The 20,950-nt window shown below is 71.8% G+C and carries 15 protein-coding genes, 3 tRNA genes and 1 pseudogene; 8 read left to right on the top strand and 11 right to left on the bottom strand.

The window, feature by feature from the left end; all coding sequences use genetic code 11:
• Positions 1 to 129: 129 nt before the first annotated feature.
• Positions 130 to 1,209 carry a rod shape-determining protein gene (locus tag DBP14_RS24800; protein WP_129309322.1) on the top strand — a complete coding sequence of 360 codons (1,080 nt, stop codon included), beginning with the start codon at positions 130 to 132 and terminating at the stop codon, positions 1,207 to 1,209.
• Here DBP14_RS24800 and DBP14_RS24795 read toward each other — a convergent pair.
• Together DBP14_RS24795 and DBP14_RS24790 are read right to left on the bottom strand one after the other, a co-directional pair.
• Positions 1,191 to 2,165 carry an anti-sigma factor RsbA family regulatory protein gene (locus DBP14_RS24795; RefSeq protein ID WP_129309321.1) on the bottom strand — a complete coding sequence of 325 codons (975 nt, stop codon included), beginning with the start codon at positions 2,163 to 2,165 and terminating at the stop codon, positions 1,191 to 1,193. The genes DBP14_RS24800 and DBP14_RS24795 overlap by 19 nt on opposite strands.
• Positions 2,162 to 2,539, bottom strand: coding sequence for an STAS domain-containing protein (locus DBP14_RS24790; RefSeq protein WP_129309320.1), 378 nt, complete (start codon positions 2,537 to 2,539; stop codon positions 2,162 to 2,164). The genes DBP14_RS24795 and DBP14_RS24790 overlap by 4 nt, the downstream gene beginning before the upstream one ends.
• A 376-nt stretch (positions 2,540 to 2,915) precedes the next feature.
• On the opposite strand from DBP14_RS24790, the gene DBP14_RS24785 reads away from it, so the two are divergent.
• Positions 2,916 to 3,686, top strand: coding sequence for an ANTAR domain-containing protein (locus tag DBP14_RS24785; protein WP_129309319.1), 771 nt, complete (start codon positions 2,916 to 2,918; stop codon positions 3,684 to 3,686).
• An 8-nt stretch (positions 3,687 to 3,694) separates the two neighbouring features.
• Here DBP14_RS24785 and DBP14_RS24780 read toward each other — a convergent pair whose 3' ends face one another.
• On the bottom strand, positions 3,695 to 6,076 hold the full coding sequence (locus DBP14_RS24780) for an FdhF/YdeP family oxidoreductase (RefSeq protein WP_241741028.1): 2,382 nt from the start codon (positions 6,074 to 6,076) through the stop codon (positions 3,695 to 3,697).
• Positions 6,077 to 6,184: 108 nt separating this feature from the next.
• Positions 6,185 to 6,772, bottom strand: a complete 588-nt coding sequence (locus DBP14_RS24775; protein WP_129309318.1) for a hypothetical protein — start codon at positions 6,770 to 6,772, stop codon at positions 6,185 to 6,187.
• Between the two features lie 249 nt (positions 6,773 to 7,021).
• On the opposite strand from DBP14_RS24775, the gene DBP14_RS24770 reads away from it, so the two are divergent.
• On the top strand, positions 7,022 to 7,699 hold the full coding sequence (locus tag DBP14_RS24770) for a hypothetical protein (protein ID WP_129309317.1): 678 nt from the start codon (positions 7,022 to 7,024) through the stop codon (positions 7,697 to 7,699).
• A gap of 75 nt (positions 7,700 to 7,774) precedes the next feature.
• Here the strand turns inward: DBP14_RS24770 and DBP14_RS24765 are convergent, their stop codons facing one another.
• The 4 genes from DBP14_RS24765 to DBP14_RS24750 all read right to left on the bottom strand — a co-directional run bounded on the left by DBP14_RS24765 (position 7,775) and on the right by DBP14_RS24750 (position 12,614).
• The gene (locus DBP14_RS24765; RefSeq protein ID WP_129309316.1) at positions 7,775 to 8,926 is read right to left on the bottom strand and encodes a glutathione-independent formaldehyde dehydrogenase; all 1,152 of its coding nucleotides are present in this window, start codon (positions 8,924 to 8,926) and stop codon (positions 7,775 to 7,777) included.
• Positions 8,927 to 8,936: 10 nt separating this feature from the next.
• Positions 8,937 to 10,085 (bottom strand): site-2 protease family protein, encoded by a 1,149-nt coding sequence (locus DBP14_RS24760; protein ID WP_129312076.1) that lies wholly within the window; start codon positions 10,083 to 10,085, stop codon positions 8,937 to 8,939.
• Positions 10,086 to 10,160: 75 nt separating this feature from the next.
• Positions 10,161 to 10,610: a hypothetical protein gene (locus DBP14_RS24755; RefSeq protein WP_129309315.1), complete on the bottom strand. Its 450-nt coding sequence runs from the start codon at positions 10,608 to 10,610 to the stop codon at positions 10,161 to 10,163.
• A 3-nt stretch (positions 10,611 to 10,613) separates the two neighbouring features.
• Positions 10,614 to 12,614: an aconitate hydratase gene (locus DBP14_RS24750; protein ID WP_129309314.1), complete on the bottom strand. Its 2,001-nt coding sequence runs from the start codon at positions 12,612 to 12,614 to the stop codon at positions 10,614 to 10,616.
• Positions 12,615 to 12,749: 135 nt separating this feature from the next.
• Between DBP14_RS24750 and DBP14_RS24745 the strand changes: the two are divergent.
• Positions 12,750 to 14,320 (top strand): annotated as a pseudogene (locus tag DBP14_RS24745) (PHP domain-containing protein).
• Positions 14,321 to 14,400: 80 nt separating this feature from the next.
• On the opposite strand, the gene DBP14_RS24740 reads toward DBP14_RS24745, so the two are convergent.
• The 3 genes from DBP14_RS24740 to DBP14_RS24730 all read right to left on the bottom strand — a co-directional run bounded on the left by DBP14_RS24740 (position 14,401) and on the right by DBP14_RS24730 (position 14,802).
• Positions 14,401 to 14,474 (bottom strand) — tRNA-Ile (locus DBP14_RS24740).
• A gap of 176 nt (positions 14,475 to 14,650) precedes the next feature.
• Positions 14,651 to 14,723 (bottom strand) — tRNA-Asn (locus DBP14_RS24735).
• A gap of 6 nt (positions 14,724 to 14,729) precedes the next feature.
• Positions 14,730 to 14,802 (bottom strand) — tRNA-Asn (locus DBP14_RS24730).
• Between the two features lie 163 nt (positions 14,803 to 14,965).
• Here DBP14_RS24730 and DBP14_RS24725 point away from each other — a divergent pair.
• The 4 genes from DBP14_RS24725 (at position 14,966) to DBP14_RS24710 (ending at position 20,860) form a co-directional block, all read left to right on the top strand.
• Positions 14,966 to 15,271: a YtxH domain-containing protein gene (locus DBP14_RS24725; protein ID WP_129309313.1), complete on the top strand. Its 306-nt coding sequence runs from the start codon at positions 14,966 to 14,968 to the stop codon at positions 15,269 to 15,271.
• Positions 15,272 to 15,454: 183 nt separating this feature from the next.
• Positions 15,455 to 16,909: an FGGY family carbohydrate kinase gene (locus DBP14_RS24720; protein ID WP_129309312.1), complete on the top strand. Its 1,455-nt coding sequence runs from the start codon at positions 15,455 to 15,457 to the stop codon at positions 16,907 to 16,909.
• Positions 16,910 to 17,144: 235 nt separating this feature from the next.
• On the top strand, positions 17,145 to 18,878 hold the full coding sequence (locus DBP14_RS24715; protein ID WP_129309311.1) for an ABC transporter ATP-binding protein: 1,734 nt from the start codon (positions 17,145 to 17,147) through the stop codon (positions 18,876 to 18,878).
• A complete protein-coding gene (locus tag DBP14_RS24710) occupies positions 18,878 to 20,860 on the top strand; it encodes an ABC transporter ATP-binding protein (protein ID WP_129309310.1) in 1,983 nt (660 codons plus the stop codon). Before DBP14_RS24715 ends, DBP14_RS24710 begins: the two co-directional genes overlap by 1 nt.
• Positions 20,861 to 20,950 lie beyond the last annotated feature (90 nt).

Genomic DNA, 20,950 nt, shown 5'->3' with positions numbered 1-20,950 from the left:
CCGTTCAGCGGTACCCCGCCCGGCCCCCTCCAGAAGGCGCCCGTCCCCGGGCCCCGCGCAGGATGCCAGTGAAGGCCCGTCATTCCGGCGGCGCCGCTCAGTCTGCGCACGCACTCGGGAGGATCCGCCGTGACCGTCAGTCTGGAGCAGTTGCGCCGCTGCCACTTCGGTGTCGACCTGGGCGCGGCCCGCACCCGGGTGTATGTGAAGGGCGCCGGTCTCGTCGTCGACCAGCCCTCGGTCGCGGCGGTGAACACCCGTACCGGGGCGCTGATCGCGGTGGGCGAGTTCGCGCAGAAGATGACGGGGCGGACGCCGCACTACATCAGGGTGGTGCGGCCCGTGTCCGGCGGCACGGTCGTCGACATCGAGATGGCCCAGCGGATGCTGCGGCACCTGCTGGGCGACAAGATGCGCCGGGCGCTGCGCCGCAAGCCACGGCTGCGGGCGGCGGCGTGCACGCCGCACGACGCGGATCCGCTGGCCCAGCGGGCGGCGGTGGAGACGCTGGTGGGACTCGGGGCGCGGCGGGTGGAGCTGGTGGACACGCTGATCGCGGCGGCGGTGGGGTGCGGGCTGCCGGTGGAGCGGCCCGAGGCCACCATGATCATGGTGTGCGGGGCGGCCGCGACGCAGGTCGCGGTGCTGTCGCTGGGGTCGATCGTGACGGCCGAGCGGATTCCGGTGGGCGGGGAGGCGGTCGATCACGCGATCGTGCAACACCTGCGGCACGCACACGCGTTGACGCTGCCCAGCCAGTCGGTACGGCCGCTGCACGTGGCGCTGTCCGGGAACGGGCTGACCCCGCACGGGCCGGTCTCGACGGAGATCCACGGCCGGGACGTCGCCACGGGGCTGCCCCGCAGTGTGCGGGTGGACACCGCCGCCGTGCGCAACGCCATCCAGACGCCGCTGACGTCCATCCTGGACGGGATCGGCAAGGTGCTGCGGGACTGCCCGCCCGACCTGGTGGCCGATCTCGCCGACCGGGGGATCATGATGGTCGGCGGTTCCGCGCTGCTGCCGGGCCTGGACCACATGCTGCGCGAGGCGACGGGTATCCCGGTGCACATCGCGGAGCGGCCCGAACTGTGCGCCGTGGAGGGGCTGGGCGCCATGCTGGACGGCAGGATCGAACCGCTGACGCTGAGTCCGCTGGCGGCCGAGCGGCCGGGGTCGCGCTGGGGGTCTCAGCGGGGTTCGAGGTAGCAGCGGACGGTGGTGCCGGCCGGTGTGCTGTGCACGCGGACCAGGTCGGCCAGCAGGTTGACCATGAGCAGTCCGCGTCCGCCGCGCATGCCGTGCCGGGCCGGGCGGCGGCCGGCCAGCGGGTCGGTCAGGCGGCCCCGGTCGGAGACCTCGCACAGGACGTGGCCGTTCTCGGCCCAGAGCCGCAGGCGGCCGGTGCCGCCGCCGTGGATCACGCTGTTGGTGGTGAGTTCGGCGGTGATGAGGGCGAGGTCGTCCAGGCGTACGCCGGTCAGGCCGAGCCGGGAGCCCTGGACGGTGGTGAGCTGCCGGACGCTGGAGAGGGACTCCTCGGCGAAGGTCACGGAGAGCACGCCGGGCCCGAACGCGGGGCCGGGCGGCAGGGGCTGGTTGTAGCGGGCGACGACCTGCTCGGGGTCGTACGCCGTGCTGGCCCGCTTGCCGCCGGCGCCCACCGGGATGACGACGGGGTGGGTGGCGTGGGCGTCGGCGAGCACGTCCTCGGTCAGGCGCGACGTGTCGTACGGGCACAGGATGGTGACCTCGCGGCCCCGGAACGCGGCGTTGATGAGGGCCTCGTGCTGGGCGCAGGCCGGGTACTCGGCGGCGCTGCGGCCCACCCAGATCGGTTCGCCGATGATGCGGACGCGGCGGCCGGGCGGCTGGGCGTCGGCGAAGGCGCGCAGGACGCCGGGGATGATCCGGCCGGGGTTGCGGCCGGCCTCCCGCATGTCGAGAAGCCGTACGGCGTCGGCGTCGGCGCCCAGTTCGTCCCGGATGAGCCGCAGGTTCTCGCCGGGCACGGCGACGGCGACGGGTTCACCGGCGGCGAGTCCGTCCCGGATGAAGGGGACGGTGCCGGCGAGGTACTGCGCGGTGCCGGAGTAGAAGAGCGCGGGGTGGTCGAAGGGGTCGGCGGGGTGCACGGGGTCGAAGGGGCCGGCCGGTGCGGTCATGGGGCGGCCACCTCGATCCCCGGCACGCCGGGCCACAGCAGGTGCAGGGTGCGGCGCAGGAGGGGCGGGGGCCGGTCCAGCACGATCCGGCGGCCGGTGCCGAGCCGTCCGGCGGCGTCCGCGAGCGCGCCGACGCCCGCGACGTCGACGAACGTCAGCGCGGAAAGCTCCAAGTAGTACACGTCCTCGCCCTCGGAGACGGCCTGTTCCATCACGCGTTCCCAGATCCGGCGCGTGCGCAGGCTCACCTCGCCGGCCGCCCGGACCCCGGTCCGCCCGGTCAGCGGGTGGACCTCGAGCCGCGGCGGCAGCGGCACCCCGGGCACCGGAACGGCGTCGGCCGCCGGGGGCCGCGCCGGCTCGGGGACACTCATGCCATCACCGCGCCGCACTGGATCACGCTCCTCAGTATGCTCCTCCGTTTCCCCGGCTATTCACCTTGCCCGGAAGGGAATCCGTCATTCCTCCGGGTGTACTCCGGGGCACGCCGGGCAGGCGAACGCCTAGGGCGTGTTGCGAAATTCCCGTCGTTCGCCCGGAGGGCGGGCCGCACGGCGTCAGGTGCGTGCTCTGGGGGTCCCCCCGGCCGGAGGCTGGGGGAGCGTGCATGGCGTCGCGCGGCAGACGGGACTTTCGCAACACGCCCTAGCCCCGCCGCACGCGGGCGCGCGGTGCGGGTGCCCGCATGCGACGACGACCGGGGGGAAGGGCGACCCGGTGGGGAAGCACGAGGACCGACAGGGCGGAGAGATGATCCCAGCGGCTGACGCACCGCGCACCGGCCTGCCGGCCGCGCCGGTCATCGAGGGCCGGACGGAGGAGGGCCGGGCCCGGCTCACGGTGCGCGGGGAACTCGTCCTCGGCTGTGCGGGCACCCTCGCCGCGACGCTGGACGCGCTGCCGGCGGGGGTCGGCCGGGTGGAGCTGGACGTGGCGGGTGTGTCGTTCATGGACACGACGGGCCTGGAGTTCCTGGACGTGCTGGAGGCGTACGGCCGCAGGTACGGCGTTCCGGTGGCCGCGACCGGCTGGCGGGGGCAGCCCCGCCGGGTGCTGGAGCTGGTGGGCCGCGACACGGCCGGCCCCCCGGCCGGCCTCCCGGCCCCGGAGCCGCCCGGCTCGTCCGTGTGCTCCCCTTCCGCCCCGGCGGTGGCCCTGGAACGCTCGGAGACGGTTTCCGCGTCGGCGGTGGCCCTGGAACGCTCGGAGACGGTTTCCGCGTCGGCGGTGGCCCTGGAACGCTCGGAGACGGTACGGCTGCTGCGGCTGGAGATAGAGCAGTTGCGCCAGGCGATCGACTCGCGGCCGGTGATCGACCAGGCGCGCGGCATCCTGATGGCGGCCCACGCCTGCACCCCTGAGCAGGCCTGGGACATCCTGCGAGAGGCCTCGCAGCTGTCCAACACCAAGCTGCGCGAGGTCGCGGCCGCGGTCACCGCGAGCACCACGCCTGACGGCCCGCCCCCGCCGGAGGACCTGCGCACGGCCCTCCGAGCGGCGGCGGACCACCGACTGGCCTGAGGCTGCGGTCAGGCCGGGGCGCCCGTCGCCGGGGCGGTGGCGGGTTCGACGCGGATCACGATGGACTTCGAGGCGGGCGTGTTGCTGGTCTCGGCCGTGGAGTCGAGGGCGACGAGCACGTTGGTCTCGGGGAAGTAGCCGGCGGCGCAGCCGCGCGGCACCGGGTAGCGGACGGCGCGGAAGCCGGGGGCTCGGCGTTCGCCGTCGGCGTTGACGCTGACCAGGTCGACGAGGTCGCCGTCGTGCAGGTGGAGGTCGCGCAGGTCGTCCCGGTTGAGGAAGACGACGCGGCGGCCGCCCTTGATGCCGCGGTAGCGGTCGTCGAGGCCGTAGACGGTGGTGTTGAACTGGTCGTGCGATCGTACGGTCGTCAGCAGCAGGTGGCCCGGCGGGGCCTCGGCGGCGGTCGGCGGGTTGACGGTGAAGCGGGCCCTGCCCGTCGCGGTGGGGAAGGTGCGGGAGTCGCGCGGCGCCCGGGGCAGCATGAAGCCGCCGGGTTGCCGTACGCGCTGTTCGTAGGCGTGGAAGCCGGGGACGACGTGCTCGATGTGGCGGCGGATCACGGCGTAGTCGTCGCGCATGGCCTGCCACCCGAGGCCGTCGCCGAAGAGCGCGTGCCCGAGGTCGGCGATGATCGCGATCTCGCTGCGCAGGTGGGGTGAGCCGGGACGGAGCCGGCCGTGCGAGGCGTGCACCATGGCCATGGTGTCCTCGACGGTGACGAACTGCTCGCCGCCGGCCTGGATGTCGCGTTCGGTGCGGCCGAGGCAGGGCAGCAGCAGCGACTCGGTGCCGGGGCAGACGTGGGACCGGTTGAGTTTCGTCGCAATGTGGACGGTGAGGCCGCAGCGCGCCAGGGCCGCCTCGGTGACGTCGGTGTCGGGTGTGGCCTGGGCGAAGTTGCCGCCGAGGCCGACGAACACGTCGACGGCGCCGTCGCGCATGGCCCGGATGGCGTCGACGGTGTCCACGCCGGGTTCGCGGGGCGGTTCGAAGCCGAACTCGTCGCGGAGCCGGTCGAGGAACGCGTCCGGCATCTTCTCCCAGATGCCCATGGTGCGGTCGCCCTGGACGTTGCTGTGCCCGCGGATGGGCGCGGGGCCGGCGCCGGGCCGGCCGATGTTGCCGCGCAGCAGCAGGAAGTCGACGATCTCCCGGATGGTGGGCACGGCGTTGCGGTGCTGGGTGAGCCCCATCGCCCAGCAGACGATGACGCTGCCGGCGGCGAGCACGTCGTCGGCGCAGGCTTCGATCAGCCGGCGGGACAGGCCGCTCATGGCCTCGATCCGGGACCGGTCGAGCTTCCGCCAGGCCGCGGCGGCGGCGTCGAAGCCGTCGCAGTAGCGGTCGATGAAGTCGTGGTCGAGGACGGTGCCGGGACGGGCGTCCTCCCGGTCGAGGAGGGCGCGGTTGAGGCCCGCGAAGAGGGCGAGGTCGCCGTTGACGCGGACGGGGAGGTAGCGGTCGGCGAGCAGGGTCCCCGGTCCGGCCAGGCCGCGTACGGTCTGCGGGTTGTGGTACCGGCCGAAGCCGGCCTCGGGCAGCGGGTTGGCGGCGATGATCCGGGCGCCGCGCCGCTTGGCGTCCTCCAGCGCGGTGAGCATGCGGGGGTGGCAGGTGCCGGGGTTCTGGCCGACGATGATGATCAGGTCGGCGTGTTCGGTGATGTCCTCGTAGGAGATGACGCCTTTGCCCAGTCCGATGGTCTCGGCGAGGGCGGCGCCGCTGGACTCGTGGCACATGTTGGAGCAGTCGGGCAGGTTGTTGGTGCCGAGCCTGCGGGCCAGGAGCTGGTAGAGGAAGGCGGCTTCGTTGCTGGTACGGCCACTGGTGTAGAAGACGGCACGGTCGGGGTCGGTCAGGCCGCGCAGCCGGTCGGCGGTGCGGGTGAGCGCCTCCTCCCAGGTGATGGGCGTGTAGTGGGTGGCGCCGGGGGCGAGGTGCATCGGCTGGGCCAGCCGGCCCTGGGCCTCCAGCCAGTGGCCGTCGCGGGTGCGCAGCTCGGCGAGGGAGTGCTCGGCGAAGAAGGCGGCGTCGACACGTTTGCGGGTGGCCTCCCAGGCGACGGCCTTGACGCCGTTCTCGCAGAACTCGGCGGTCTTGCGGTGCTCGGGGCTGGGGTCGCCCCAGGCGCAGCTGGGGCAGTCGAAGCCGTCGGTGTGGTTCAGTGTGCTCAGGGTGCGCAGGGTTCTCCCGGGCCCCATCTCGGCGAGGGAGTACCGGGCGGATTCGGTGATGCCGTGCATTCCGACGCTGGACTTCAGCGGGCCGGACGAGGTCGGTTCCGGCTCGGGTGCCGGCCCGGGCGGGGGTGCCTCGGCCGATTCCGGGGCACGGGTCGGTCCGGCCGGGTCGGGCGCGCCGGTCGGGTCGCTGATTCGGTCAGCCATGATCGCCTCTGTTGCGGGTCTGCGGCGCCTGTCGCCTCTTTCTTCGCAGGCTGTTTCTGCGCCCCCTGTTTCTCAGCACCTCTGTTTCTCAGCCCTCTGTTTCCTCGTCTACAGGACCCAGTGGTATCCGAGGGAGAAGTTCACCGCGGCCGCGTACGCGAGGTACATCAGCCAGCAGCCGGTCACCAGGTGGAAGAAGCCCAGGGCGCGTTCGCCCAGTTTGAGTCCGACCGCGGCGAAGAAATCACTGAAGTAGATCGCGAACAGCCCGAGGAACAGCAGGCCGACGGGCCAGTCGGCGACCTTGAAGAACACCGTGGCACCCATGGCGGAGATCACCATGTAGGCCACGCACATCCCGGCGTTGGGGCGGGGGTCGTTGCCCCGGTAGCGGTTCCAGCCGATGGCGAACCAGTGGATGCCGTACGCGGAGAACGCCAGCGCGGCCATGTAGAGCGGCGGCTCCTTGGCGAACACCTGGAACCAGGTCAGCCCGACGAACAGGATCACGCCGGTGACCAGCTGGCACAGGCCCGGCATCCAGATTCCCCAGACGCCGATCGCCCGGTCCACCGCCTCGTTCCTCTTGGGGTAGCCGAACAATTCGTGGGGGCCGTAGATCAGGTATCCGGTACCCAGACCGAAGAACCCGAGTGCCAGCGGTGGGAATGCCGAGGCGGCGAATGTCACGTCCATTACTCGTCCTCCTTCGAGGTACTCGTCCTCCTTCGAGGCGGAACTGACACTCCTGACCAATTCTCCGCCCTTTTAAGTAGTTTTTATGTGACCTGAGTCACATTTCAGGAGGTACGTGAAGGTCCTGGGGGTGTCGTCAGGACCACCCCCCGATCGGGTGTCCAGGCCCAGCGACGGACGGCGGCGCGAGGAGCAGCATTCAGAGCGCCGGCGAACGGGCCGGCGTGACCACCACCCGGGGGGACACCCATGAACGAGATCACCGCCCGGCGGCTGACCGGCCTAGCCGGGATCGCCACCGCCGCCGCCCTCATCGTCGAGGTGCCGCTGTACTTCCTCTACGACGGCCCGCCGCCGGACGCGAACGTGTTGGCCCGGCTGCTGATCGGGATCGTCGGACTGGCGCTCCTGGTCGTGTTCGTGACGGCCTTCCGGGAACTGGTCCGGTGCGTGAACCCGTTGTACGAGTGGGCCGGTTCGCTGGCCTTCTCGACCGGGCTGGTCTACGCGACGGTCACCCTCGTCTCCAGCGGCCTGGAGGCCGGCGCGGTGATCGCCGCCGACCACCCGATCGATCCGACCATCACGGTCAGCGGCACCTACATCCTCTACGGCTCCATCTCCCGCCTCATGCTGGCCCTCTTCCTCACCGCGGTGGGCTTCACCGTCTCCCGCACCCGCCTGCTGCCGCGCTGGACCGGCCGCTCGGCGTACGTCCTGGCCGCGGTCAACCTGGCCTTCGTGCCGTCCCTGTTCTTCGGCAACACGCCCGCGCACTTCTACGCGGCGAACGGCTGGGGCACCACGGCCCTGATGGGCGCGATCCTCAGCTACTGGCTGCTGGCCCTCGGCATCAGCACCTACCGCGGCGCCGCCGCACACCACGCCCACTCCCCGGCCGCCCGGGTGCCGGAACCACAGCGCTGAAACGACAGACGGCGACCGCGGTGCCCGTCCCTCGGGGACGGGCACCGCGGCCCTGTCGCATTTCCCCCTCGCGTGTTACGCCGCGAGGGCGTGGCCGGGATGCAGGACGACCTTCGTGTAGCCCTCGATCCGCTGGTCGAACTTCTCGTACGCGCTCGGCGCCTGGTCCAGCGGCAGTTCGTGGGAGACCACGAAGCTGGGCGTGGCGCGCCCCGCGATGATCATGTCGCGCAACTGGCGGTTGTACCGCTTGACGTTGCACTGACCGGTGCCCATCTGCTGCCCCTTCTCGAACATCCGCCCGATGGAGACCAGCAGTTGGCCGTGCTTGGCGTGCTCGTCGGGTCCACCCGGGTCGGACGGCACGTACAGGCCGGGCACGCCCAGCATGCCGGTCGGCCGGACCGTCTCGACGAGGGTGTTGAGGACGACCGCCGGCTCCTCGTGGCTGGCGTCGTGCGCCTGGGCCTGGTAGCCGACCGCGTCGACGCCCTTGTCCGTGCCCTCCCCGTCGGTCTGCTCCTTGATCTGCTCGGCCGGGTCGCCCTTCGTGAAGTCGACCGGGATGGCCCCGATCTCCTCCGCCTTGGCGAGCCGCTCGGGCACCCGGTCCACGGAGAACACCTTGGACGCGCCGCGCAGCAGCGCCGAGTAGGCGGACATCAGCCCGACCGGTCCGGCGCCGAAGACGGCCACGCTCTCCCCCGGGGTCACCTGGGCGAGTTCGCAGCCGTGGTAGCCGGTCGGGAAGATGTCGGCGAGCAGGACGAAGTCGGTCTCGAACTCCTCGCCCGGCGGCAGCTTCAGGCAGTTGAAGTCGGCGAAGGGCACCCGCAGCAGTTCCGCCTGCCCGCCGGTGTAGGGGCCCATGGCCACATAGCCGTAGGCCCCGCCCGCGAAGCCCGGATTGACCGTCAGGCAGAACCCGGTCTTTCCGGCGAGGCAGTTCTTGCAGAACCCGCAGGCGACGTTGAATGGCATGACGACGCGGTCGCCCCGGGACAGCGAGGTCACACCGGAGCCGGTCTCCTCGACGATCCCGAGGTTCTCGTGCCCGAAGACGATGCCCGCCTGCGCCGCCGTACGGCCTTCGTACATGTGCAGGTCGGATCCGCAGATCGCGGTGGACGTGACGCGGACCAGCACGTCGTTGGGGTGCTGGATCCGCGGATCGTCGACGTCCCTGACGGTCACGCTGAAGGGCTTCTCGTAGACGACGGCTTTCATTTGGCTCACCTCACCCTTGGATACTTCCGGGGAACGCCCGCGGGTTCCCGTGGGTCGTGTCACGCCTGCTCAGTCGTTGGATGTCGGGCCCGCTGACGATGCCGTCGAGCCGGCCGCCGTCCAGCACCAGGACGGGCAGCCCGCCGCCGGAGCCCAGGCGTTCCAGCACGGCACCGAGCGGTTCGTCCGCGGTGGCGAGCGTGCACCGGGACAGGGGGGCCGCCAGCCGCCGTACCGGGAGCGACATCCGCTGCTCGGCGGGTACCGCGGCCAGCCGGCGCAGTCGTACGACGCCGCTGGGGCGGCCCTCGAAGTCGAGCAGCGGCAGCACCGAGTGCCGGGTGCCGGAGGCCACGTCGGTCAGGAAGCGGTCCACGGTCAGCCAGTCGGGTCCGGTGACCACCGGGCTGCTCATCGCCTCGGCGACCCGTACCCCGCGCAGGGCCATGGCCAGCTGGGCCCACCGGCGTTCGGCGGCGCCGGCGCCCGCCACGAACAGGGCGACGACGATCAGCCACAGCCCGCCCGGCACACCCCGCACGAACGCCACCCAGCCCACCACGGCCAGCAGCATGCCGACGATCTGCCCGCAGCGTCCCGCCGCCCGCATGGCCCGCTCCCGGTCCCCGCCGCGCCACCACAGCGCGGCCTGGAGCACCCGCCCGCCGTCCAAAGGCGCGGCCGGCAGCAGGTTGAACACGCCCAGCAGGACGTTGGTGGCGCCGAGCCAGCCCAGCACGGCGACCGGCAGCCGCCAGTCGAGCCGGCCGACTCCCTCGGCGGCGCCGATGAGGACTCCGCCGAGCAGCAGACTGGCCAGCGGCCCGCTGACGCCGACGACGAACGCGGTGCGCGCGGTGGCGGGCCGGTCCATCCGGGTCAGCCCGCCGAGCGCCCACAGGGTCATGTCCCGCACCGGGACACCGGCCCGGCGGGCGAAGAGCGCGTGCGCCGCCTCGTGCACCACGAGGCTCGTGAGCAGCAGGAGGGCGCCGACGACCCCGGCCGCCGCGTACGCCGCAGGCGGCAGCCCGGGCGCGATCACGGGCAGGGTCCGGTCGGCGAAGCCGTACGCGAAGAGCAGCATGATCAGCGGCACGCTCCAGTGGGCGCGCACCGGCACCCCGCCCACACTGCCGATCCTGACCGTACCCCGCATCTCGCTCACCGCCGTCCGCTTCTTCCATCGTCCGTCGCGAACCCCTCCGACCGGAAACGTGTGCGATGACGTTTTTCACCCGTTCCGGGGCAGTTCCCCGAGCGGGGCGGTCTCCTCCGGGACGGGGAGGGCCGGCCGCGCCCGGGTGGAGAGATCGACCCTCGGCGCGCGGCGGCGCAGCCGCTCGGCAACGGCGTCGGCGTCGGCGTCGCCCGCCGGAACCGACACCGCGAGCAGCGCGTAGTCCTCGGTGGGCCACAGCAGGACGCACACCACGGGCCGACCCGGCCGTACGGCGACGAAGTCCCGTCCACCGTGGTGACCGCGCACCCCGAGGCACAGCACCCCGGGCACCCACACCCCCCGCCCGGCGGCCCCGCGCAGCGCACGCCACCAGTCGGGCTCGGCGATCACCCGGCTCACCCCGGCGAGCGGCACCCGGACGTCCCCGTGCCGGGCGAGGGGCCTCTCCCACCACGCCAGCCGTACGACGAGGTCGTCGCCCCGGACGAGCAGCCGGGCCATCGCTCAGTCCTGCTTCCCCGGCCCGCTCCGCGATCCGGCCAGCGCCGGGATCGTCCCGCCGGCCAGCACCTCCGCCCTGCGGCGGGCGGACAGCTGGTGGTGGACCGGGTACGACTCGTCGCGGGTGGTGTTGCGCAGGCTCAGGGCCGGCGGAGCGTCGGGGGCGAGGGCGGTGTGCGGGTCGTCGAGGCGGAGCCGGTCGCCCTCGCTGACGCGGTCGTAGTCGGCGGGGTCGTCGAACTCCAGGGCGAGGACACCGAAGTTGGCGAGGTTCTGCCAGTGGATGCGGGCGTAGGACTTGGCGACGATGACCCGCAGACCGAGGTGGCGCGGGGTGATCGCGGCGTGCTCGCGGGAGGAGCCCTGCCCCCAGTTCTCCCCGGCGACGATGAAGTGCCCTCCGCCGTCCCGGGTGGGGGCGGCCCGGCGCGGGTAGTCGGGGTCGAGCCGGGTGAGGGTGAACTCGGCGAGCTTGGGGATGTTGGAGCGCAGCGGCAGCACCTTGGCGCCGGCGGGCGAGATCTCGTCGGTGGAGACGTCGTCGCCGGCCTTGAGCAGGACCGGCGCCTCGATGGTCTCGGGCATCGGATCGAGTGGGGGCAGGGCGGAGATGTTGGGCCCGCGCTCCAGCTCCACTCCGGCCGCCTCGTCCGGGGGCAGCGGCGGTTCCAGCATGGACGTGTTGACCGTGGCCCGCTCCGGCAGCTCGACGGCCGGGCAGGCGACCTGTTCGCGCTCCGCCCAGTCCCGCGGGTCGGTGATGACACCGGTCAGCGCGGACACGGCGGCGGTCTCCGGGGAGCACAGCCACACCGCGTCGTCCTCGGTGCCGGAGCGGCCGCGGAAGTTGCGCGGGAAGGTGCGCAGGGAGTTGCGGCCGGCGGCCGGGGCCTGGCCCATGCCGATGCAGCCGAGGCAGCCGGCCTGGTGCAGCCGGGCCCCGGCGGCGATCAGGTCGAAGACGGCGCCCATGCGGGTGAGGTCCTGGAGGATCTCCCGGGAGGTCGGATTGACGTCGAAGCTCACGCCGGGCGCGGTCTGGCGGCCGCGGACGATCGCGGCGGCGACGGCGAAGTCCCGCAGGCCGGGGTTGGCGGACGAACCGATCACCACCTGGTCGGCCCGCTCCCCCGCCACCTCGCGCACGGGCACCACGTTGCCGGGCGAGGACGGCCGGGCGATCAGCGGCTGTAGCGTGGCGAGGTCGAGTTCCTCCTCCTCGTCGTAGCGGGCGTCCGGTGCGGCGACGATCTCGGTGAAGTCCTCCTCGCGGCCCTCCGCCCGCAGGAACGCGCGCACGGCGTCGTCGGCGGGGAACACGCTGGCGGTGGCGCCGAGTTCGGCACCCATGTTGGCGATGACGTGCCGGTCCATCGCAGTCAGCCCGGCCAGTCCTGGGCCGTGGTACTCCAGGACGCGGTTGACCCCGCCCTTGACGCCGTGCCGGCGCAGCAGCTCCAGGATCACGTCCTTGGCGCTGCACCACGGGGGCAGCTCGCCGGTCAGCCGGATCCCCCGGATCGCCGGCATGCGCAGGTACAGCGGCCGCCCGGCCATGGCCAGCGCCACCTCGAGACCGCCCGCCCCGACCGCCAGCATGCCCAGCGAGCCGGCGGCGCAGGTGTGGGAGTCGGAGCCGGCCAGGCTGCGGCCGGGGATGCCGAAGCGCTGCATGTGCGTGGGGTGCGAGACGCCGTTGCCCGGTTTGGAGTACCAGAGCCCGAACCGGCGTACCGCCGACCGCAGGAAGGCGTGGTCCTCCGCGTTGCGCTCGTCGGTCTGCAGCAGGTTGTGGTCGACGTACTGCACGCTGACCTCGGTGCGGACCCGGTCCAGGCCGAGCGCCTCCAGCTCCTGCATCACCAGCGTGCCGGTGGCGTCCTGGGTGAGGGTCTGGTCGACCCGCAGCCCGATCTCCTCACCGGGCACCATGCGCCCCGCCACCAGATGCTCCTCGACGAGCCGCCCCACCACCGTCCCCTTGGCGCCGTATCCCACACCCATCGCCGCACCTCCCAGCACAGCCGGTTCCCGCCACTACGGTTTCCGGGTACCCACGGCCGCACCGGTCACCGCCCGCCGCCCCTGGCCAGGGCCTTTGGTTCGTTTGAAGGGAGCGAGCCTGCTCACCCGGACGACATGGTCCGGTCGAACGACGAGATCGCCGCGCTGTTCGCCGAGTACGCGGACCTGATCTCCATCACCGGTGGAGACGCGTACAAGGCACGCGTCTACGAGAAGGCGGCCCGGTCGGTGGGCGGCTACCACGCCGACGTGGCCACCCTTGACCTCAAGGCCCTGCTGGAGATCCCGAACGTCGGCAAGTCGATCGCCGAGAAGATCACCGAGTACGTCCGCACCGGCAACGTGCCCGCCGTCGAGGAACTGCGGGCGAGGATCCCCGTCGGCGTACGGCGGCTCGCGGCCATTCCCACCCTCGGCCCGAAGACGGAGGAGAACATCCTCCACGGCATCGAACTCCTGCGGTCCTCCGGCGACCGCGTCCTGCTGGATGCCGCCATGGACCTCGCCGAGGACGTCATCGGCGCGCTGTCCCAGGTCACCGGCTGCCAGAGGTGCGCCTACGCCGGCTCGCTGCGCCGGCTCCGCGAGGCCATCGGCGACCTCGACATCCTCGTGGCCGCCAGGAAGCCGGTACCGGTCATGCGGGCGTTCACCGAGCTGGCGTACGTCTCGGAGGTCATCACGCACGGCGAGAAGAAGACATCGATCCGCACGGCCAAGGGGCTCCCCGTCGAACTGCGGGTGGTGGCGCCGGGCTCCTGGGGCACGGCACTGCAGTACTTCACCGGCTCCAAGGCGCACAACATCCGGACCCGGGAACTGGCCGTGCACCAGAAGCTCAAGTTGTCCGAGTACGGGCTGTTCGACGCCGAGAGCGGGAAGAAGATCGTCTCCGAGACCGAGGAGGAGGTCTACGACCGGCTCGGCCTGCCCTGGATCCCGCCGGCGCTGCGCGAGGACCGCGGGGAGACCGAGGCCGGCCTGCGCGGCGAACTGCCCGAACTGGACGAGGAGTCGGACCTCCTGGGTGACCCGCACACCCACACCGACCTCACCGACGGCCTCGCCCCGCTGGAAGACATGGTCGCCGCCGCGGCCGAGCGGGGCTTCGCCTACTACGCGGTGACCGATCACGGACCGGACCTGTCCATGCAGCGGATGACCGACGCACGCATGCTGGCCCAGCGTGAGCAGGTGCGAGAACTGGACGGCGCATTCGGCGGGAATCGCGACGGCCGCGGTGGCATGCGGCTGCTGCCCGGGGCGGAACTCAACATCGGCCCGGACGGTGAAGTGGACTGGCCGGATGAGTTCCTGGCCGGGTTCGACCTGTGCGTCGCCTCCGTGCACTCGCATTTCAACCAATCCCGCGAGGCGCTGACCCGACGGATCGTACGGGCCTGCGAGAGCCCGTACATCAACATCATCGGCCACCCCACCGCCCGCATCATCGGCAAACGGCCGGGCATCGACGCCGACCTCGACGAGGTCTTCGCCGCGTGCGCGCGCACCGGCACCGCCCTGGAGATCAACGCCCACCGGACCGCCTCGACCTGCGCGACGAGGACATCCTGCGGGCCAGGCGTCACGGGGTGCGGTTCGCCATCGACAGCGACGCCCACTCCACCCTCCACCAAGCGCCGACCTCACCTTGCCGGCTTCTTCATCTTGGTCTGAGCGAGTGAAGAAGGCCGCCACGCTGGCATGGCGGCCCTTCTTCATACCTTGGCGCAGGTAGAAACGGTCCTGCAGCCACCTGCTGAGGTGGGGCGGGTGGGACTCGAACCCACGGCCGACGGATTATGAGTCCGCTGCTCTAACCGGCTGAGCTACCGCCCCATAGCGGCGTGTCGCGTACATGTGTGCGCGCCGTCTGCCGCAGCATAGCCGCTCATACGATCTCCTGCTTCGGATGCCCGGCTTCTGCGCTGCTTCCTGACCTTGAGACTTCGCGGGCGGGCGCGGCGGTTCCCACGGACATGAAAAAGGACCCCTGAGGGGCCCTCGTTCGCGCGCTCCCCCGACTGGACTCGAACCAGTAACCTGCCGGTTAACAGCCGGCTGCTCTGCCAATTGAGCTACGGAGGACCGAAGCTCCCCCGACTGGACTCGAACCAGTAACCTGCCGGTTAACAGCCGGCTGCTCTGCCAATTGAGCTACGGAGGATCGCCTCGTTGCATCGAACGTACCTACCTGGGTATTCGCCAGGGGGCGGGCGCTCGCTGCGACACATACATTAGCGCAAGCAGGGGGGTGCTCCGCCAATCGGTTCTCCCCCCGGCGCCGACGCCTGCACCGCAGACCCACACAACAGGGAAGGGTGGCCGCCATGCGCTACCGGCTCACGTTCCTCGCCGGACTGGCCCTCGGTTACGTACTCGGCACGAGGGCCGGCCGCGAGCGCTACGAGCAGCTCAAGAAATCGGCCCAGCGGATCGCCGAGAATCCCGCGGTCCGCAACACCGCCGAGACCGCCGCCCAGCAGGGCCGCCAGTACGCCAGCAAGGCCTTCCACACGGTGAGCGACAAGGTCGGCGACCGCGTCCCCGCCTCCGTCGCCGACCGCGTCCGCTCCCTGCGCGAACGCAACATCAACGGCACCCCGGACGACGACTGGGGCACGAGCAACACGTAGGGGCAGCGCTTCACAGCACCGGTGCACTGCAACCCCCCAGGGCGCGGGGCTGTATCGATCGGCGGCTCCGCCGCGGGGCGCGACCAGCCACAACGCGCCCGCAGCCGCCGAACGCACAGCCGCCGCACGGCGACAACGCGCCCCCGGCCGAAGCAAGCGCGGCGGTACGGCAAAATCCTCGGTATGGGGATAGTCGCCGGCTTGGACAGCTCACCCGATTTCACGCGCATCGTCGTCTGTGACGCGGACACGGGCGCCGTGCTGCGCCAGGGGTACGCCCCGCACCCGGTGGACACACCGGAGGGCGGCGGCCGCCCCAGCGACGTCGACCCGCAGGCCTGGCTGCTGTCCCTCGGCGAGGCCGCGGGCGGCGGTCTGCTGGAGGGCGTGCAGGCCATCGGCGTGTCGGCGCAGCCCAACGCCCTGGTCCCGCTGGACGCCCAGGGCGGCACGGTGCGCCCCGCGCTGGTCGGCGGTGACAAGCGCGCGCAGGTCGCGGCGGCCGACCTGATCGACTCCCTCGGCGGCCGGGAGGCCTGGGCGCAGGGCGTGGGCTGTGTCCCGCAGGCCGCGCAGCCCGTGACCAAGCTGCGCTGGCTGGCCAAGAGCGAACCCGAGAACGCGCGCCGTACGGCCGTACTGCTCCAGGCGCACGACTGGCTGGTGTGGCAGCTGCTCGGCCGGCCGGTGCGGCGGACCACCGACCGGGGCGGGGCGTCCGGCACCGGGTACTGGTCGGCGGGCAGCGGCGCCTACCGGCCGGACCTGGTCGAGCTGGCGCTCGGTCACCAGGCCATGCTGCCCGAGGTGATCGGCCCGTCCGACGCGGCCGGTACGACACCGGAGGGACTGCTGATCTCCGCCGGCACCGGGGAGACCATGGCCGCCGCGTTCGGGCTGGGCATCGGGCTCGGGGACGCGGTCGTCTCGCTCGGCGCCTCCGGCTCCGTGATGGCCGTGCACCCCGAGGCACTCGCCGACCAGTCCGGGATGATCACCTCCCTGGCCGACGCCACCGGCATGCACCTCCCGGTCGTCACCACCCTGAACGCGGTGCGCGCCCTGCGCGGCGCCGCCGAACTCCTCGGCCTGCCGGACCTGGAGAGCCTGTCCGAGCTGGCGATGAAGTCGACGCCGGGCGCCCACGGGCTCGTCCTGCTGCCCTACCTGGAAGGTGAGCGCACGCCCAGCCTGCCGCACACCGCCGGCACGCTCGCCGGGCTGCGGCGGGAGTCGATGAAGCCCGAGCACCTGGCGCGGGCCGCGTTCGAGGGGATGCTGTGCGGGCTCGCCGACGCGCTGGACGTGCTGCGCGGCCGGGGCGTGGACGTACGGCGGATCTTCCTGCTGGGCCAGGCCGCCGAACTGCCCGCGGTGCAGGCGGCGGCGCCGGCGCTGTTCGGCGCGCAGGTCGTCGTACCGCAGCCCGCCGACTACGCGGCGATCGGTGCCGCGCGGCAGGCCGCCTGGGCGCTCGGCGTGTCGCAGGGCACCCTCGACCCGCGCACCCCGCCGGCCTGGCAGGGCGCGGCGGCGCAGGTCCTGGAGCCGGGCGACGAACTGCCCGTGGGCCAGGCGGTGCGCCAGCAGTACATGTCCGTACGGGAGCAGACCCACCCCGGGGCGTTCCGGGTGTAGGCGACGGTGCGGCCCGCGGCCGGGCGGCGGGGGGGGCGGCCCGCGGCCGGGTGACGGAGGCGACCCACGAGCCGCCCGCGCGCGGCGCGCCCGTAGCTCGCGGCGCGCGTTGCGCCCGTAGCTCAATGGGCCGCCTCTTGGGTTAATCGGTTGAGGTAACGCGGGTGGAGTGTCCGACGATAGGTGCCAGGGGCACACCGACCGGCCCCCGCCGACCGACTCCGAGAGACGCAGCGTGCTCATACGACTTCTACGGACCTATCTGAGGCCCTACCGGAAACCCATCGCCCTGCTGGTGCTGCTGCAGTTCCTGCAGACCTGCGCCACCCTCTACCTGCCCACGCTGAACGCCCACATCATCGACAACGGTGTCGTCAAGGGCGACACGGACTACATCCTGTCCTTCGGTGCCCTGATGATCGGCATCTCGCTGGTGCAGGTCGTGTGCAACATGGGCGCCGTGTACTTCGGCGCCCGTACCGCCGCCGCGCTGGGCCGGGACGTCCGCGCCGCCGTCTTCGACCAGGTGCAGTCGTTCTCGGCGCGTGAGGTGGGTCACTTCGGCGCGCCCTCCCTCATCACCCGGACGACCAACGACGTCACGCAGGTCCAGATGCTGGCCCTGATGACGTTCACGCTGATGGTGTCGGCGCCCATCATGTGCGTCGGCGGCATCGTGATGGCGCTCGGTCTGGACGTGCCGCTGTCGGGCGTCCTCGTCGCGGTCGTGCCCGTCCTCGGCATCTGCGTCACGCTGATCGTGCGCCGGCTGCGGCCGCTGTTCCGGTCCATGCAGGTCCGCCTCGACACGGTGAACCGGGTGCTGCGCGAGCAGATCAGCGGCAACCGGGTGATCCGCGCGTTCGTCCGCGACGGCTACGAGCAGGAGCGGTTCGGGAAGGCCAACGGCGACCTGACCGACATGCAGCTGGCCACCGGCCGGATGCTCGCGCTGATGTTCCCGATGGTCATGACCGTGGTGAACCTGTCCTCGATCGCGGTCGTGTGGTTCGGCGCGCACCGCATCAACAGCGGCGGGATGCAGATCGGCGACCTGACCGCGTTCCTCGCCTATCTGATGCAGATCGTGATGTCGGTGATGATGGCCACCTTCATGTTCATGATGGTGCCGCGCGCGGAGGTGTGCGCCGAGCGCATCCAGGAGGTCCTGACGACCGACTCCAGCGTGGTGCCGCCGTCGGCGCCGGTCACCGAGCTGCGCCGGCACGGGCACCTGGAGATCCGGGCCGCCGGGTTCCGCTATCCGGGTGCCGAGGAGCCGGTACTGAAGTCCATCGACCTGGTGGCCCGGCCGGGTGAGACGACCGCCGTGATCGGCTCGACGGGCAGCGGCAAGTCGACGCTGCTCGGCCTGGTGCCGCGGCTGTTCGACGCCACCGAGGGCGAGGTCCTCGTGGACGGCGTCGAGGTGCGGGAGCTAGGCCCTGAGCTGCTGGCGAAGACGGTCGGGCTGGTGCCGCAGAAGCCGTACCTGTTCGCGGGGACGGTCGCCACCAACCTGCGCTACGGCAACCCGGACGCCACCGACGAGGAGCTGTGGCACGCGCTGGAGGTGGCGCAGGCGAAGAACTTCGTCAGCGAGCTGGAGGGCGGGCTGAACGCGCCGATCGCGCAGGGCGGCACGAACGTCTCCGGCGGCCAGCGCCAGCGCCTCGCCATCGCGCGCACCCTGGTGCAGCGCCCGGAGATCTACCTCTTCGACGACTCCTTCTCCGCGCTGGACTACGCGACCGACGCGGCGCTGCGGGCGGCGCTCTCCGAGGAGACCGCCGAGGCGACCGTGGTGATCGTCGCCCAGCGGGTGGCGACCATCCGGGACGCCGACCGGATCGTCGTCCTGGACGAGGGCCGGGTGGTCGGCACAGGCCGGCACCACGAGTTGATGGCGGGCAACGAGACCTACCGGGAGATCGTGCTCTCCCAGCTCACGGAAGCGGAGGCTGCCTGATGGCCGGGCCCATGGGACGCATGATGGCCGGGGGCGGCCCCGACCAGCGCTCGATGGACTTCAAGGAGTCCGGCAAACGCCTCGTCGGCCAGTTCAGGCCCGAGCGCCTCGTCATCGGCTGTCTGCTGATGTGCGTGGTGGTCAGCGTCGGCCTGAACGTGATCGGCCCGAAGATCCTCGGCAAGGCCACCGACCTGGTGTTCGGCGGGATCATCGGCCGGCAGATGCCCGCCGGGGCGACCAAGGAGCAGGTCCTCGACTCGATGCGCGCGCACGGCAAGGGCGCCGTCGCGGACATGCTGCAGAGCACCGACTTCACGCCCGGCAAGGGCATCGACTTCACCGCCGTCGGCAACGTCCTGCTGCTCGCGCTCGGCACCTTCCTGGTGGCCGGTCTGCTGATGGCGGTGGCGACACGGCTGGTCACGCTGGCCGTGAACCGGACGATGTACCGGATGCGGGAGGCCGTGCAGACGAAGCTGTCGCGGCTGCCGCTGTCGTACTTCGACCGGCGTCAGCGCGGCGAGGTGCTGTCCCGGGCGACCAACGACATCGACAACATCGGGCAGACGCTCCAGCAGTCGATGGGCCAGTTGATCAACGCGCTGCTGACCATCATCGGCGTGCTCGCCATGATGTTCTACGTCTCCTGGATCCTGGCGCTGGTCGCCCTGGTGACCGTGCCGCTGTCGTTCGTGGTGGCCACCCGGGTGGGCAAGCGGTCGCAGCCGCACTTCGTGCAGCAGTGGCGCTCCACCGGCAAGCTGAACGCGCACGTGGAGGAGATGTACAGCGGGCACACCCTGGTGAAGGTGTTCGGCCGGCAGCAGGAGTCGGCGAAGCAGTTCGCCGAGCAGAACGAGGCACTGTACGAGGCGTCGTTCAAGGCGCAGTTCAACAGCGGCGTCATGCAGCCGCTGATGATGTTCGTGTCGAACCTGAACTACGTGCTGGTGGCCGTGGTCGGCGGCCTGAGGGTCGCGTCCGGCTCGCTCTCCATCGGTGACGTGCAGGCCTTCATCCAGTACTCGCGGCAGTTCTCGATGCCGCTGACGCAGGTGGCGTCGATGGCGAACCTGGTGCAGTCGGGTGTCGCCTCGGCCGAGCGGATCTTCGAACTCCTGGACGCGGAGGAGCAGGAGGCGGATCCGGTGCCGGGCCTGCGGCCCGAGGAGCTGCGCGGGCGGGTGGAACTGGAGCACGTGTCGTTCCGCTACGACCCGGAGAAGCCGCTCATCGAGGACCTGTCGCTGAAGGTGGAGCCCGGCCACACGGTGGCGATCGTCGGCCCCACCGGCGCGGGCAAGACCACGCTGGTCAACCTGCTGATGCGGTTCTACGACGTCTCCGGCGGCCGGATCACCCTGGACGGCGTGGACATCCAGAAGATGTCCCGCGACGAACTGCGTTCCGGGATCGGCATGGTCCTCCAGGACACCTGGCTGTTCGGCGGCACCATCGCGGAGAACATCGCCTACGGCGCTGGAGTAAAGGGGGGTGCGCGAAGCGCACTCGGTCAGGGTGGTGGCGGGCGACGGGCGGGCGAGGTCACCCGGGGCGAGATCGAGGAGGCCGCCCGGGCCGCCCACGCCGACCGGTTCGTCCGCACCCTCCCCGAGGGCTACGACACCGTGATCGACGACGAGGGCACGGGCGTCTCCGCCGGTGAGAAGCAGCTCATCACCATCGCGCGGGCGTTCCTGTCCGACCCGGTGATCCTGGTCCTCGACGAGGCGACGTCGTCCGTCGACACCCGCACCGAGGTGCTGATCCAGAAGGCGATGGCCAAGCTCGCGCACGGCCGCACGTCCTTCGTGATCGCCCACCGCCTCTCCACGATCCGGGACGCGGACACCATCCTGGTCATGGAGAACGGCTCCATCGTCGAACAGGGCGCCCACGCGGAGCTGCTGGCCGCCGACGGGGCGTACGCCCGCCTCTACAAGGCGCAGTTCGCGCAGGCGGTGGCGGAGGTGGACTGAGGGGCCCCCTCACAAGGCAGCCCCGCGCCCCAAAGGGGCGCGGGGCTGTGTCGATCTGCGGCTCCGCCGCGTGGGCGCGACCAGCCACGA

It is taken from the genome of Streptomyces sp. L2 (assembly GCF_004124325.1).
Taxonomy (GTDB): Bacteria; Actinomycetota; Actinomycetes; order Streptomycetales; family Streptomycetaceae; genus Streptomyces.
The sequence above is the reverse complement of the archived record's forward strand: the minus strand, read 5'-3'. Positions and strand labels throughout refer to the sequence as shown.

Excerpts from the sequence above, each read along its gene's own strand:
- DBP14_RS24780 (WP_241741028.1), bottom strand. The coding sequence starts at position 6,076 with ATGGCTGACCGAATCAGCGACCCGACCGGCGCGCCCGACCCGGCCGGA.
- DBP14_RS24775 (WP_129309318.1), bottom strand. The coding sequence starts at position 6,772 with ATGGACGTGACATTCGCCGCCTCGGCATTCCCACCGCTGGCACTCGGG.
- DBP14_RS24755 (WP_129309315.1), bottom strand. The coding sequence starts at position 10,610 with ATGGCCCGGCTGCTCGTCCGGGGCGACGACCTCGTCGTACGGCTGGCG.
- DBP14_RS24770 (WP_129309317.1), top strand. The coding sequence starts at position 7,022 with ATGAACGAGATCACCGCCCGGCGGCTGACCGGCCTAGCCGGGATCGCC.
- DBP14_RS24725 (WP_129309313.1), top strand. The coding sequence starts at position 14,966 with ATGCGCTACCGGCTCACGTTCCTCGCCGGACTGGCCCTCGGTTACGTA.
- DBP14_RS24710 (WP_129309310.1), top strand. The coding sequence starts at position 18,878 with ATGGCCGGGCCCATGGGACGCATGATGGCCGGGGGCGGCCCCGACCAG.
- DBP14_RS24765 (WP_129309316.1), bottom strand. The coding sequence starts at position 8,926 with ATGAAAGCCGTCGTCTACGAGAAGCCCTTCAGCGTGACCGTCAGGGAC.
- DBP14_RS24760 (WP_129312076.1), bottom strand. The coding sequence starts at position 10,085 with ATGCGGGGTACGGTCAGGATCGGCAGTGTGGGCGGGGTGCCGGTGCGC.
- DBP14_RS24795 (WP_129309321.1), bottom strand. The coding sequence starts at position 2,165 with ATGACCGCACCGGCCGGCCCCTTCGACCCCGTGCACCCCGCCGACCCC.
- DBP14_RS24720 (WP_129309312.1), top strand. The coding sequence starts at position 15,455 with ATGGGGATAGTCGCCGGCTTGGACAGCTCACCCGATTTCACGCGCATC.
- DBP14_RS24790 (WP_129309320.1), bottom strand. The coding sequence starts at position 2,539 with ATGAGTGTCCCCGAGCCGGCGCGGCCCCCGGCGGCCGACGCCGTTCCG.
- DBP14_RS24750 (WP_129309314.1), bottom strand. The coding sequence starts at position 12,614 with ATGGGTGTGGGATACGGCGCCAAGGGGACGGTGGTGGGGCGGCTCGTC.
- DBP14_RS24785 (WP_129309319.1), top strand. The coding sequence starts at position 2,916 with ATGATCCCAGCGGCTGACGCACCGCGCACCGGCCTGCCGGCCGCGCCG.